This is a genomic window from Aestuariimicrobium kwangyangense DSM 21549 (assembly GCF_000421525.1).
Lineage (GTDB): Bacteria > Actinomycetota > Actinomycetes > Propionibacteriales > Propionibacteriaceae > Aestuariimicrobium > Aestuariimicrobium kwangyangense.
In genome coordinates this window covers 1,043,855-1,056,966 of sequence record NZ_ATXE01000001.1, presented here as the reverse complement: position 1 = coordinate 1,056,966, position 13,112 = coordinate 1,043,855, and the positions used below count along the sequence as shown (strand labels likewise).

Here is a 13,112-nt window from a genome sequence, read left to right as displayed (position 1 = left end):
GAAGACCTACCAGACGAGTCGATCAATGTGGTTGTGACCGAGGAGAAGGCGCGAGATGCGGGCACCCGCCGCTTGACGCATGTCGAGCTGCGGGTGATGGGCGTACAGGGCCAGTTCCATGTACATGTCGTAGAAGTCCAGCCGTTCTCGGAGCCGGTCGCGTTCGAACAGCTCTGGATAGGCATGGCGCAGCCATCCCGGGACCTCGGCCAGAGAGCTTGGATCGAGGCCTCGTAGGAGAGGCGTGGGCGGGAACTCTTCCGCTCTGGCGCACCAGCGAAGCAGGGTGTCCAGCTCGGCATCTGCCGGCTGGGACAATGCCTCCGCGAAGTCGACAATGCCAGTGACTCGCCCGTCGTCGACCATCACGTTGGATCCATGGAGATCCCCATGGACGAGGACGTGCTCATCGGCAAGGAACAGAGCGAGCCGCTCCTGGATCCATGCAGCGACGTCTGCGAGCAGACGCATGTCGTGACCGGGTCGGTGCGGTGCAGCCTCAACCTGCTGGAGCGCCGCGCCCACGACGGGCGGGTGGAACGCGGGCCATGGCTTGCCAGCGAGCGCGTCCCGGAGCCAAGGAGGGAGCAGATCGGCCGGGACAGGAACGCGGTGGAGAGCCTGCAGTGCGAAACCGATGCTTTCGATCATGGACCGGCGGGTGCCCTGGTCCGCCGATGGCCAGACGTCGTGCAGGGTCCGACCCGGCAGTCGTTCGGAGATGTACCAGGGGCCGTCAGGGCCGTGCCCATGAGCGATGTGACGGGCGTGAGGGACGTGACTGCCTTCGAGCATCCCGACGACAGCCGCCTCGTGGTCGTACGCATCGCGGAAGCGTCCCTCGCTGACCCGCACCACGTACTCGTCGCCAACCCAGGCCTGACTCACCCAGCCGGCCTTCGCAACGAAGTGTCCTTCCAACGGCAGACCCGCTGCCGCGAGGACCCTGCGTAGTGCCGGATCATTGGACGACTCATTCACTGGGGATGCCGGGCGGTCACACACGACACCAGCCTTGCACGTGTCCGATCCCGGGAGGCATCGTCCAAGGCCGCCACCACTTCGGCAGGGCGACAACCCTGCGAAGCGTCTGACGGACGATCCTTCGGGACCAGTGGGATGCGTCCTGCGGCCCGCCATGACACGTTGAAGCGGAACTCCACCGCATGACGCTGCCGATAGGCATTTCCGCATGCCAGATGACCCATGGACAGAGGGTCACCGACCGCTAGCCTTGCTGACAATCTCACCAGCGGGAGGCATACCGATGAACCACTACGGCGTGAGGTCGCTCACTCGGTTCGAGAGCGACAACGGGTCATACGTGTACGAGGAGCGAGTCACCCTCTGGCGAGCCGAGAGTCACCGAGACGCGATCGCCAAGTGTGAATCGGCAAGCCGCGAATATGCCGATGAGCTGCACGGCACCGACTGCGACCTCTACCAGTCATACGAGATGACCGGCCCGTTTCCCAAGCGGATGCAGGGCGCTGAGGTGTTCTCTCTCATGCGCGACAGCCCACTCGGGATCGATGACTACGTCCACGCGTTCTTCGATCAGGGAGACGAGCATCAAGCCACGGTCGTCTAAGTCGGCGCAGATTCAAAGCACTGCGCGCTCTAGGGGATTGCGACTCATGCAGCCACCCTGGAGCTAACATGCAGGCTCCGGCATCGACAGTGACCGCCACGGAGACTGTGGCGAGTGCGTCTATGAGATTGAGCATGGGGAACGATCGGTTGAACGCCCGCCCTGCCGCAGAGTCGTACCAGTCCCGCAGCCCAGCTAGGCGGAAAGGCTGGACTCCTACACGTTGAAGCGGAACTCCACCACGTCGCCATCCTGCATGACGTAGTCCTTGCCCTCGAGCCGCATCTTCCCAGCGGCCTTCGCGGCCTGCTCCGACCCCGCGGCCATCAGGTCCTCGAAGCTGACCACCTGCGCCTTGATGAAGCCCTTCTCGAAGTCGGTGTGGATGACCCCCGCCGCCTGAGGAGCCGTCCACCCGCGGTGGATCGTCCACGCCCGGGCCTCCTTGGGACCGGCCGTGAGGTAGCTCTGCAGCCCCAGGGTCTCGTAACCGACGCGAGCAAGCATGTCGAGGCCCGGCTCGTCCACCCCCATGTCGGAGAGAAACTCGCGCACCTCGTCGGGTTCCATGTCGACCATCTCCGACTCGATCTTGGCGTCGAGGAAGATGGCTTCGGCCGGAGCTACGATCTCGCGCATGCGCCGCTTGAGGTCCTCGTCGCCGAGTTCGTCCGAATCGCAGTTGAAGACGTAGAGGAAGGGCTTCGCAGTCAACAGGAACAGGTCGCGCAGCGGTTCCAGGTCGAGCCCAGCCGCGTACACACCGACCCCGGCGTTGAGCGAGTCCATCGCCTGCTGCCACGCGGCGAGCTTGGGCTGGGACTCCTTCTTGATGCGCGCCTCCTTCTCGAGCCGCGGCATGGCCTTCTCGAGGGTCTGCAGGTCGGCGAGGATCAGTTCGGTGGTCACCGTCTCGATGTCGCTGCTCGGGTTGACCGCCCCGTCCACGTGCGTCACGTCGGCGTCACGGAAGACGCGGGTGACCTGGCAGATGGCGTCGGCCTCGCGAATGTTCGCCAGGAACGCGTTGCCCATCCCCTCGCCCTGCGAGGCGCCCTTCACGATTCCGGCGATGTCGACGAAGCTGACGGTCGCGGGCAGGATCTGCGCCGAATGGAACATCTTCGCCAGGTCGGCCAGCCGCGAGTCCGGAACGCCCACCACCCCGACGTTGGGCTCGATCGTGGCGAACGGGTAGTTCGCGGCGAGCACGTTGTTGCGGGTGAGCGCATTGAAGAGGGTGGACTTGCCCGCGTTGGGGAGCCCGACGATGCCGATGGTGAGTGCCACGTCGGGCAATCCTACCGGCCCACACCCTCACTAGGCGCCGACCCCCTCGTCCGCGCCTGTACCCCCGGTATCCAAAACACGCTGTGGCGAGCCACAATGCTGACCCGGCGCGCTGCCATACTCGTGACGTCCATCCGGGCATTGATCATTTCAGGAGCTTCCATGTCCCAGAATTACGTTCCCCAGCAGCAGGCCTACGGCGCCAGGGCCGAGCACCCTCAGGGGACCGCAGTCCTCATCCTCGCAGTTCTTGGCTTCATCACCGGGATCACCCAGTTCATCGCGTGGTACATGGGCGGCAAGGCGAAGAAAGAAATCGCGGCGGGCGCTCCCTACGCCTTCGAGGGAAACCTCAAGACTGGCTACATCATCGGCAAGGTGCTGAGCATCGTCGCCATTGTCGGGTTCGTACTCACCATCCTCCTCGTTGTCCTCAGCGGAGTGCTCGCAGCCAGCGGCTCCTGACCAGCGTCGCGACTGGCGAACATCAGCCAGAGGAGCCGTCGTCCCACTTGGGACGACGGCTCCTCTGCATGGTGCCCGATTCAGGCGCCGGCCCAGTAGGCCTCAAGTGCCCGGGAGAGGTACCACGGGTCGTCCACCCCGCACAGTTCACGGGCCGAGTGCATCGACAGCAGCGGAATGCCCACGTCGACCACGGTGATGCCGAGCCGCGTCGCCGTGAGCGGCCCGATGGTCGAACCGCACGGCACCGCATTGTTCGACACGAAGTCCTGGGTGGGCACCTCGGCCGCCTCGCACGCCCGCTTCCACAGCGCGGCTCCCACCGCGTCGGTGGCGTAGCGCTGGTTCGCGTTGATCTTCAGCAGCGGGCCACGATTCACCACCGGACGATTGCCGGGGTCGTGCATGTGGGCATAGTTGGGGTGCACCGCGTGACCGGCGTCGGACGAGATGCACGTCGACCGCGCCAACATCGCCCGGAACCCGTCGCCGGTGATGTCGTGCCCGGCGGCCACCCTCGTGAGCACGTCCTCGAGGATCGGACCGCAGGCGCCCGAACGGGTCGAGGAACCCACCTCCTCATGGTCGAACGCCGCCAGCACGGCGATGTCGTCGCCCAGGGCAGCGTCCTTGAGGGCCACCAGGCTGGCGTGGACCGACGACAGGTTGTCCATCCGTCCCGCCGCGAAGAACTGCTCGTGTGCCCCCAACAGGCCGGGACGCTCGGTGGCGTAGGTCAGCACCTCGCAGAACGCGAGTTCGTCGGGGTCGATGCCTGCCTGCTCGCACAGCATCGTCTGCAGGTCGGTGTCGCTGTCGACGGCCCAGACCGGGTGCAGGTGTTGCTGCTTGTCCAGGTGCAGGTTGTCGTTGACACTGCGGTCGAGGTGGGGGGCCAACTGCGGGATGCGGAGCCACGCCCCCGTGCGCACGAGGTGGGTCTGGCCGTCGAAGGTGGTCAGCCGCCCGGCCAGGCCCAGGTCGCGGTCGAGCCAGGAGTTGAGCAGCGGACCGCCGAAGACCTCGACGCCGGCCTGCTGCCACCCGTGGGTGGACGAGGTGGGGTGCGGCTTCAGTTTGAACCCGGGCGAGTCCGTGTGGGAACCCACGATCCTGAACCCGGTGAGCTGGTTGACGGTGTCCGGCACCAACCACGCGATCACGGCACCATCGCGGACGATGAACTGCCCGCCGTGGGCCCGCTGCCAGGGCTGTCGTTCGTCCAGTCGGGTGAACCCCGCCGCTTCGAGCTGTCGGGCCACCTCCGCCGCCGCGTGGTAGCTCGACGGGGACGACTCGATGAACGCCTGGAAGTCCGACAGGTGCTCGCGCGCAGAACTGTGCATGACGGCCAGTCAACCATGGCCCGAAGGGGCTGAATCCCGCTCCCCCGGAGTGGGCGGAAGGAATTGTCGGAGCTGGTTGGCAGAGTGTCAGGCATGAGTGCTTCCCACGTCGTGCTGTTGGTCGTCGGCCTGCTGGTCGGCGTCGTCGTGGGGGCCGTCGCCGCCTGGCAGATCGTTGCGTCACGACTCGCCCGCACGGCCGCGGACGAACGAACCGGCGAGGCACAGCGACAGGCCGAACTCGACCGCGCACGCAGCGAGGCCGAGCGGGCCAAGGCCGAGGCCTCACAGGCACGACTGGAGGCCTCCGAGGCGAGGGCTCGCGCGGCAGAGGGCGGCACCCGCGATGCCGAGCTGAGGGCGCAGCTGTCGGACGCGCACACCGACCGGGCCGAGGCTGTGGCCGAGCGCGAGCGGATCGGTGGCGAACTCGCCTCCGCGATCGCCCAGCGCGACAGTGCGTTGGCCCAACTCGACGCCTTCAAGGCCGACGGTGAGCGCATGCAACAGACCTTCGAACTGCTGGCTGCGAAGGCCCTCGAGGCGCAGGGCGCCAAGGCCGATGCCGTCGCCAGCGATCGACTCAAGGCCACCCAAGAGGTCATGGCCCCCGTCACCGACCTGCTTAAGGACCTGCAGGGCCGCATCGCCGAGGTCGAGAAGGAGCGGGCAGCCGTCCAGGCGGAGATGCGCGCCCACGTGCAGCAGGTGGCCCGCACCGGTGAAGACCTGCGCCGCGAGACGAACGCGCTGTCGACGGCGCTGCGCACCCCTCAGACCCGCGGGCTGTGGGGTGAGGCCCAGCTGAAGAGGGTGGCCGAGTCGGCGGGCATGCTGGCCCACTGTGATTTCGAGCTCCAGGCCACCACCGTCAACTCCGACGACAACACCATCCGACCCGACATGAAGGTGCACTTCGGCGAGGGAAAGTTCGTCTGGGTCGACTCGAAGGTGCCGATGGTCGCCTTCCTCGATGCCCAGAAGGCCACCGACGAAGCGGAGCGCCAGCGTCATCTCAAGACCTTCGCGAAGAACGTCCGCACCCACGTCGACCAGCTCTCGGGCAAGCACTACTGGACCTCCGACGCCGGCACCCCCGAGTTCGTGGTGCTGTTCGTGCCCTCCGATGCCCTGTTCGCCGAGGCCCTGACCCAGAGCCCCGACCTGCACGACTACGCGAGCAAGCGCAACGTCGTCCTGACCAGCCCGTCGTCGCTGATCGCCACCCTGCGCACCATGGCCTTCTCGTGGAAGCAGGCCAAGTTGGCCGAGAGTGCTGCCGAGGTGTTCCAGCTCGGACGTGAACTGCACTCCCGGCTGGCCACCATGGGCGCCAACTTCGACAAGCTCGGGCGCCAGCTCAACTCATCGGTGAAGGCCTACAACGAGACCGTCGGCTCCCTCGAAGGGCGGGTGTTCCCGCAGGCCCGCAAGCTCGCCGACCTTGACGTCACCCATCAGGAACTGGCCGTCCTCAGGGAGGTGGAGCTCAGCCCGCGCCAGCTGACCGCACCTGAACTGGTCGACAGCGCCGAGCAGGTGGCGCAGCTGGCGGGTCGCGAACGGCGACTCGAGGGCGGCCGCCTCGAAACGGGACGACGGGACACGACCAGCCAGTCCAACCATGGCGGCCACTCCGAGGGCCAGGACGACCTGTTCGAGCGCTCCGATCCCTCCACCGATGCGTTGGTCGAGTCGACCCAGCCGCGGATGATCGAACTGCGCCGCCGCGAACCCAGCTGAACCCAGCAGGATCGGCCCAGCACGATCGGCCCAGCACGATCGGCCCAGCGGTACTCGACCCCGGCGTGACGCGGAGCAGCACGGGGGCCATGATGGAGCCGTGACTTCCGAGGACGTGACCCTGGCCCGGCTGGCCGAGCAGATCGAGGCAGCACAGGAACGCCTGCGGGGGGTCACCCTGCTCACCCCGCTGCAGCCCAATGAGCGTCTCAGCGCTCAGGCCGACGCCACCGTGCTGCTCAAGCGGGAAGACCTGCAACCGGTCCGTAGCTACAAGCTGCGCGGTGCCTACAACCTGATCAGCCAACTCACCGCCGAGGAACGCGCCCACGGGGTCGTGTGCGCCTCCGCCGGCAACCACGGCCAAGGCGTCGCGTGGAGCTGCGCCGAACTCGGCATCGATGCCCGCATCTTCGTCCCTGGCACCACCCCTCGGCAGAAACGCGACCGGATGCGGGAACTCGGACGAGGCCGGGTCACCCTGGTGGTCGGCGGCGAGACCTACGACGAGGCCGCCATGGCCTCCCGTGCGCATGCGCGAGAGACCGGCGCCATCCCCGTTCCCGCGTTCAACGATCCCCGCACCATCGCGGGTCAAGGCACCGTCGGGCCAGAGATCGTCGAGCAGCTGGGCGATGCCCCCGACGTGCTGCTCGTCCCGGTCGGAGGCGGCGGCATGCTCTCGGGCTGTCTCGCCTGGTTCCGCACCCACCACCCCAGGACCCGCGTCGTGGGTGTCGAACCTGCAGGCGCCGCCTGCATGTCGGCGGCGCTGGCCGCAGGCCGTCCGGTCACCCTCGCCCACATCGACACGTTCGCGGACGGTGCCGCGGTCTCCCGGGCCGGAGAGCTCACCCACCGGCTGGTCGCCGAGGGCAAGTCCGAGCTGGTGGTCGTGCCCGAAGGGCAGATCTGCTCCGAGATGCTCGACCTGTACCAGTCCGACGGCATCATCGCCGAGCCGGCCGGGGCACTCGCATCGTCCGCCATCAAGACCCACGCACGCGACGCCGACTTCACCATCGAACCGGGCTCGACCGTCGTGGCGATCCTGTCGGGCGGCAACAACGACGTGTCCCGCTATGCCGAGATCGTCGAGCGATCGCTCATCCACGAGGGACGCAAGCACTACTTCCTGGTGCAGTTCCCGCAGGAGCCCGGAGCCCTGCGGCGGTTCCTCGACGAGGTGCTGGGCCCCGAGGACGACATCGCCCACTTCGAATACGTGAAGCGCTCGAACCGCGATGTCGGCCCGGCGTTGGTGGGCATCGAGCTGGGTGACCCGTACAGCTACCCCGTGCTGATCGAGCGGCTCAATCGCGGTCCCGTCGAGTACGAGGTCGTGCCGCCGGACTCAGCCCTGCACCGCTACCTCATCTGAGGCCGCGGCCGATCCCGGAGCCCGTCGGGCGACGGGCCACCGGGAGGAGCACGTGAGACTCAGTGCCGAATGGCGTGCTTGGGCAGGTCCTTGCGCAGTTCGGGGGGCAGGGCGAACACCAGGCTCTCCTCGGTGAGTCGCTCCTCGGTGGCCTTGGGGAAGCCGCGGCCCTCTAGGAACTGCAGCACCCCTTCGACCAGCTCGTCGGGCACCGAGGCGCCCGAGGTCACGCCCACCGACGCCACGCCTTCGAGCCATGCGGGGTCAACCTCGGAGGCGTTGTCGACGCGGTAGGCGGCCTTGGCCCCCGCCTCGAGGGCGACCTCGACCAGGCGCACCGAGTTGGACGAGTTGCGCGACCCGACCACGATCACCAGGTCGGAGTGGCCGGCGATCTGCTTGATGGCGGCCTGCCGGTTCGAGGTGGCGTAACAGATGTCATCGGACGGAGGGTCGATCAGGTTCGGGTACTTCTCGCGCAGCTTGTGCACGGTGGCCAGGGTCTCGTCGACCGACAGGGTGGTCTGCGAGAGCCACGCCACCTTCGAGGGGTCCTTCACCTCGACGTCGGCGACGTCGTCGGGCGACTGCACCAAGGTGATGTGCTCGGGGGCCTCCCCGGTGGTGCCCTCGACCTCCTCGTGGCCCGCGTGCCCGATCAGCAGGATCTCGACGTCCTGCTTGGCGAACCGCTTGGCCTCGTGGTGCACCTTGGTGACCAGCGGGCAGGTCGCGTCGATGGTCTTGAGGTGGCGCTGCCCAGCCTCGGCGTGCACGGCGGGCGAGACCCCATGGGCCGAGAACACGACGGTGGCGCCCTCGGGCACCTCACTCAGTTCCTCGACGAAGATGGCGCCGCGCTCCGAGAGGTTCTCGACCACGTGCTTGTTGTGCACGATCTGTTTGCGCACGTAGACGGGTGCCCCGTAGGTCTCGAGCGCCTTCTCAACGGTGATCACGGCCCGGTCGACACCCGCGCAGTAACCGCGGGGGGCAGCCACGACGACCCGCTTGGGTCGCGGGGTGGCAGGTGCTTCAGGGGTCGTGGCAGGGCTGGTAGAAGTCTGCTCGGTCATGACTCGAGTCTACGTGTGGATTTGTCGGGGCCCACCCCTAGGCTGGCTGACGTGCCCCTCCCCAGTTCGCCCGAGCAGCCCCAGCCCTTGGGCCGGGTGATCGCGGCGGCTGCCGAGTGGGTCAACCGCCTCGGGGAGATCTGGGTCGAGGCGGAGGTCGTGCAGATCAAGCGCTACCAGGGCGCGACCCAGTTCCTGACATTGCGCGACAAGAACGGGTCGGTGACCGCCGACGGCACCTGCTCCCGACTGGTGCTCGACCAGGTGGGGCCGCTCACCGACGGCACGACGGTGGCGGCCAGGGTGAAGCCACGGATGTGGCCCAAGAGCGCCAAGTTCAGCCTCGAGGTGCTCGAACTACGGGTCGTGGGGGTCGGACGACTCCTGGCCCAACTCGAGCAGTTGAAGGCGAAGTTGCGGGCCGAGGGTCTGTTCGAGTCACACCACAAGCGCCGCCTGCCGTTCCTTCCGCGCGCCATCGGGCTGGTCACCGGCGAGGGCTCGGCCGCAGAACGGGACGTGCTCGCCACCATCGCGGCCCGCTGGCCCGACGCGCACGTCGAGGTGCGCCACAGCCTCGTCCAAGGGCCCGATGCCGCTGGCCAGGTGATGCAACGACTGGCTGAACTGGATCGACATCCCGGCGTCGACGTCATCATCATCGCCAGGGGTGGGGGCTCACTCGAAGACCTGCTCCCCTTCTCGGACGAAGGCCTCGTCCGCGCCGTGGCCGCATGCCGAACCCCCGTGATCTCAGCCATCGGTCACGAACCGGACACCCCGATCGTCGACCTCGTCGCCGACTTCCGCGCCGCCACCCCGACCGCCGCCGCCAAGGCCGTGGTGCCGGACGTCTCGGAGCAACGCCAGGCAGTGACTGCCGACCTGGCGCGGCTGAGGCAGTCATTGCTGCTGAGACTCGGTCGAGCGCAGGCTGACCTGGACTCGCTCACCACCCGCCCGGTGATGCGCGACCCCATCGCCAGCTTCGCCGTGCACGTCGACCAGTTGGCTCAGTGGCGGCGACGACTCACCACCACCATCGGGCGTGCGCTCGCCGACGAGTCACGCACCGTCGACCACCAACTGCAGCGGGTGCGGTCGATGTCGCCCAAGGCGACCCTCGAGCGTGGCTACGCCATCCTCGTGGACGGCGAGGACCGATCGATCACCTCAGTCCACGACATCGACGAGGGCGACGACCTGTTGGCCTATGTGGCCGACGGCACCCTCATCCTCGAAGCGCGCGGCGTGCACGAGGGGCGCGTACCGAATCAGGCACGGGAGGGGTCGTCCGGACCCCTGGAGAGAGAGGCCGACCATGGCTGACAGGCAGACGCCCCCTGGAGGGGCCAGCGACGAGCAACTCAGCTACGAGGAGGCGCGCGCACAACTCTCCGACATCGTGCGGCAACTCGAGTCGGGGGGCGCCTCCCTGAACGACTCAATGAAGCTGTGGGAGCGCGGTGAGGAACTCGCGGCCATCTGTCAGCGCTGGCTCGACGGTGCCAAGGCCAAGGTGCAGGCATCCCGTGCGGCCGCCGAGGGTCGGGGCGAGTCCTCCGACTGACGAGTCCCCCGACGGACGAGTCCCCCGGCTGACGAGTCCCCCCGCTGACGAGTCCTCAGGCCGGGATTCAGCCAGCCACGAGTAGGCCGGCGAAGGACGCCAGCGCCTCGGCGCTGGTGTCTCCCTGCACGAGCACGAGCGAGTCCGTCCGCTCCCCCAGCAGGTAGACGGTGCGCCCGTCCGCGGAGGTGTACTGCTTCCAGACAGCGTCGCCCACCTTCTGTGCTCCCGACTCGTACCCGTCGCGGGTCTGCTGGCTGATGAACCGTCTGGGATCGGCGGCCGAGACCTGCATCAGCTGCAGGTTGACGTTGTCGGCGTCGAGCAACACCAGCCGGAACTCGTCACCGCCGGACGACCCCTGCCCCCACGGCTCGAATTGGGCCTGGGTGGCGCGCCAGCCCTCCGGCAGCTTCTGGGGCGCGAGCACGTGGAAGTCTGCCTTGGCCCGCGCTTGGGCGACGGTGGCCTGCCAGTCGGCACTCGGCAGCGGGGGCTCATCGGGGGTGCGCTGGAAGAACCACACGATCAGCAGCACGGGGACCATCAGCACCGCCATGGTCAGCACCATGTCGCGGGCGCCGGCCTTCGGGTTTCGTCCACTCACGCTGCCAGTCTTCCAGCCACGGCCCAGCCCTCCCAATCTGGGCAGCGCTGCGGATCCAGTGGTCCCCAGCCCGAAGGGGCGCGCGAACCGTCAGTCCCATCCCAGGTCGTGCAGCCGGCGGTCGTCGATGCCGAAGAAATGCGCGATCTCGTGCACGACGGTCACCGTGATCTCGTCCACCAACTCCTCGGTGCTCTCGCACATCCGCTGCAGCGGACCACGGAAGATGACGATGCGGTCGGGCAGGACCCCGGAGTACTGGGTGTCGCGCTCAGTGAGCGGGGTGCCGTCGTAATAGCCCAGCAGGTCAGGGTCGTCGGCATCCGGTTCGTCCTCAACCAACACCACGCAGTTGTCGAGCAGGTCGAGCAGCGCCGAGGGAACCTCCTCGAGCGCGCGCTCCACGGCTGCGTCGAACTCCTCGGCACTGACCGTTGTCGGCATGCCAGCCAGCCTAGCCACGGTCGCTCCGCACCCTCCCCCGCGCCCATGCTTCCCCTTGTGGGGTGCCGAAGACGCGAGACGCTCAGCGAGCCGGCCTCAGAGCGCGTCCTCCAACATCTCGGTCACCAGGGCCGCGATGGGCGAGCGCTCCGACCGGGTCAGCGTGACGTGGGCGAACAGCGGGTTCCCCTTCAGCTTCTCGACGACAGCGGCGACCCCGTCGTGACGCCCCACCCGCAGGTTGTCGCGCTGCGCCACATCGTGAGTCAGGACGACCCGGGAGTTCGTCCCCAGTCGGCTGAGCACGGTGAGCAGGACGTTGCGCTCCAGCGACTGCGCCTCGTCCACGATCACGAAGGCGTCGTGCAGCGACCGCCCACGGATGTGGGTCAGCGGCAGCACCTCGAGCATGTTCTGCGCCATGATCTCGTCGATCACGAACTTGTTGGCATGCGCCGAGAGGGTGTCGTAGACGGCCTGCCCCCACGGTGCCATCTTCTCGTTCTCGTTCCCCGGCAGGTAGCCGAGATCCTGCCCGCCGACGGCGTAGAGCGGACGAAAGACCATCACCTTCGAGTACTGGCGGCGCTCCATCACCAGTTCCAGGCCGGCGCACAGGGCCAGTGCCGACTTGCCGGTGCCCGCTCGTCCACCGAGTGACACGATGCCGACGGTGTCGTCGAGCAGGATGTCGAGCGCCACCCGCTGTTCGGCCGAGCGTCCGTGCAGACCGAAGGCCTCTCGGTCAGACTTCACCAGTCGCAACTCCCCGGCGGCGTCACGGCGCGCCAAGGCGGTTCCCGAGGGCGAGTGCACCACCACACCGGTGTGCACCGGCAGGGCGTCGGCCTCCTGGCACTCGGCCACCCCGGTGGCGTAGAGGTCGTCGACCACCTGGTTGCCGACCTCGAGGGTCGCCATACCGGTCCATCCGGTCTCGACAGCCAGCTCGGCGCGGTACTCCTGCGCCGCAAGACCCACAGCCGAGGCCTTCACCCGCATCGGCAGGTCCTTCGACACCAGCACCACGTCATGGCCCTCGTGCTGGAAGTTGAGGGCAACCGCCAGGATGCGTGTGTCGTTGTCGCCCAGCTGGAAACCGAAAGGCAACCGGCTCTGGTCGGTGTGGTTGAGCTCAACGTGCAGCAGGCCCCCCTGGTCGTTGACCGGCACCGGCAGGTCAAGGCGTCCATGGCGGATGCGCAGGTCATCGAGCAGGCGCAGGGCCGAGCGGGCGAAGAAGCCCAGTTCGGGGTGGTGGCGCTTGCCCTCGAGCTCGGTGATCACCACGATCGGCAACACGATGGAGTGCTCGGCGAAGCGCAGCAGGGCGCGCGGATCGCTGAGCAGCACCGAGGTGTCGAGGACGTAGGTCAGGGTGCGCTGCTGGGTGCCGACCATCGGGGCGGGAGCCGGGGCCCCGCTCGAGTGGGTGATCTGATCGGTGGGGCTGTTGAGCACGGTAATCCTTCCCAGAGCACCTGGTGCCGGACGCCGAGCAGACGACTGGCACCCAGTGCCCATGGCACTGGTGGGCGCGTCGTGCGGGTCACACGCCGCGGTCTGACAACATGCCCGAAGCCACCGGGGGAAGGCGCC

General features: G+C 67.8%; 13 protein-coding genes. 6 read left to right on the top strand and 7 right to left on the bottom strand.

The genetic code is table 11. The annotated features are described in order from the left end of the window. Positions 1-6: 6 nt before the first annotated feature. Entirely contained in the window at positions 7-981 is a 975-nt protein-coding gene (locus H507_RS0104685) for a phosphotransferase family protein (protein ID WP_245558818.1), read from the bottom strand. A gap of 343 nt (positions 982-1,324) precedes the next feature. Between H507_RS0104685 and H507_RS0104680 the strand changes: the two genes are divergently transcribed. Then, positions 1,325-1,591: a hypothetical protein gene (locus H507_RS0104680; RefSeq protein WP_157438876.1), complete on the top strand. Its 267-nt coding sequence runs from the start codon at positions 1,325-1,327 to the stop codon at positions 1,589-1,591. 216 nt (positions 1,592-1,807) lie between these two features. On the opposite strand, the gene ychF is transcribed toward H507_RS0104680, so the two are convergent. Further along, a complete protein-coding gene (gene ychF / locus H507_RS0104675) occupies positions 1,808-2,881 on the bottom strand; it encodes a redox-regulated ATPase YchF (RefSeq protein WP_022909558.1) in 1,074 nt (357 codons plus the stop codon). Between the two features lie 162 nt (positions 2,882-3,043). Here ychF and H507_RS0104670 point away from each other — a divergent pair, with 162 nt between their 5' ends. Next, positions 3,044-3,346 (top strand): hypothetical protein, encoded by a 303-nt coding sequence (locus H507_RS0104670; protein WP_022909557.1) that lies wholly within the window; start codon positions 3,044-3,046, stop codon positions 3,344-3,346. Between the two features lie 80 nt (positions 3,347-3,426). On the opposite strand, the gene H507_RS0104665 is transcribed toward H507_RS0104670, so the two are convergent. After that, positions 3,427-4,692 carry a M18 family aminopeptidase gene (locus H507_RS0104665; protein WP_022909556.1) on the bottom strand — a complete coding sequence of 422 codons (1,266 nt, stop codon included), beginning with the start codon at positions 4,690-4,692 and terminating at the stop codon, positions 3,427-3,429. Positions 4,693-4,785: 93 nt separating this feature from the next. On the opposite strand from H507_RS0104665, the gene H507_RS14750 reads away from it, so the two are divergent. Both H507_RS14750 and ilvA read left to right on the top strand, forming a co-directional pair. After that, complete coding sequence (locus H507_RS14750; protein WP_022909555.1) at positions 4,786-6,435, top strand: DNA recombination protein RmuC; 1,650 nt, start codon at positions 4,786-4,788, stop codon at positions 6,433-6,435. A gap of 100 nt (positions 6,436-6,535) precedes the next feature. Continuing rightward, the gene (gene ilvA, locus H507_RS0104655; RefSeq protein ID WP_022909554.1) at positions 6,536-7,816 is read left to right on the top strand and encodes a threonine ammonia-lyase IlvA; all 1,281 of its coding nucleotides are present in this window, start codon (positions 6,536-6,538) and stop codon (positions 7,814-7,816) included. Positions 7,817-7,875: 59 nt separating this feature from the next. On the opposite strand, the gene H507_RS14745 is transcribed toward ilvA, so the two are convergent. Continuing rightward, positions 7,876-8,892, bottom strand: coding sequence for a 4-hydroxy-3-methylbut-2-enyl diphosphate reductase (locus H507_RS14745; RefSeq protein WP_022909553.1), 1,017 nt, complete (start codon positions 8,890-8,892; stop codon positions 7,876-7,878). Positions 8,893-8,943: 51 nt separating this feature from the next. Between H507_RS14745 and xseA the strand changes: the two genes are divergently transcribed. Continuing rightward, entirely contained in the window at positions 8,944-10,221 is a 1,278-nt protein-coding gene (gene xseA, locus H507_RS14740; protein ID WP_022909552.1) for an exodeoxyribonuclease VII large subunit, read from the top strand. Next, complete coding sequence (locus H507_RS0104640; RefSeq protein ID WP_022909551.1) at positions 10,214-10,462, top strand: exodeoxyribonuclease VII small subunit; 249 nt, start codon at positions 10,214-10,216, stop codon at positions 10,460-10,462. Before xseA ends, H507_RS0104640 begins: the two co-directional genes overlap by 8 nt. Before the next feature lie 67 nt (positions 10,463-10,529). Here the strand turns inward: H507_RS0104640 and H507_RS0104635 are convergent, their stop codons facing one another. The 3 genes from H507_RS0104635 to phoH2 all read right to left on the bottom strand — a co-directional run bounded on the left by H507_RS0104635 (position 10,530) and on the right by phoH2 (position 12,914). Then, the gene (locus H507_RS0104635) at positions 10,530-11,069 is read right to left on the bottom strand and encodes a DUF4245 domain-containing protein (RefSeq protein WP_051139631.1); all 540 of its coding nucleotides are present in this window, start codon (positions 11,067-11,069) and stop codon (positions 10,530-10,532) included. A 90-nt stretch (positions 11,070-11,159) separates the two neighbouring features. Continuing rightward, positions 11,160-11,513, bottom strand: coding sequence for a metallopeptidase family protein (locus H507_RS0104630; protein WP_022909549.1), 354 nt, complete (start codon positions 11,511-11,513; stop codon positions 11,160-11,162). 96 nt (positions 11,514-11,609) lie between these two features. Further along, complete coding sequence (phoH2, locus tag H507_RS0104625; protein WP_026377778.1) at positions 11,610-12,914, bottom strand: RNA 5'-3' helicase PhoH2; 1,305 nt, start codon at positions 12,912-12,914, stop codon at positions 11,610-11,612. Between the last annotated feature and the right edge of the window lie 198 nt (positions 12,915-13,112).

What these genes read in the sequence shown, in the direction of transcription:
- H507_RS0104670 (WP_022909557.1), top strand. Translation starts at nt 3,044, where the DNA reads ATGTCCCAGAATTACGTTCCCCAGCAGCAGGCCTACGGCGCCAGGGCC.
- H507_RS0104665 (WP_022909556.1), bottom strand. Translation starts at nt 4,692, where the DNA reads ATGCACAGTTCTGCGCGCGAGCACCTGTCGGACTTCCAGGCGTTCATC.
- H507_RS14750 (WP_022909555.1), top strand. Translation starts at nt 4,786, where the DNA reads ATGAGTGCTTCCCACGTCGTGCTGTTGGTCGTCGGCCTGCTGGTCGGC.
- H507_RS14745 (WP_022909553.1), bottom strand. Translation starts at nt 8,892, where the DNA reads ATGACCGAGCAGACTTCTACCAGCCCTGCCACGACCCCTGAAGCACCT.
- H507_RS0104640 (WP_022909551.1), top strand. Translation starts at nt 10,214, where the DNA reads ATGGCTGACAGGCAGACGCCCCCTGGAGGGGCCAGCGACGAGCAACTC.
- H507_RS0104630 (WP_022909549.1), bottom strand. Translation starts at nt 11,513, where the DNA reads ATGCCGACAACGGTCAGTGCCGAGGAGTTCGACGCAGCCGTGGAGCGC.
- phoH2 (WP_026377778.1), bottom strand. Translation starts at nt 12,914, where the DNA reads ATGGTCGGCACCCAGCAGCGCACCCTGACCTACGTCCTCGACACCTCG.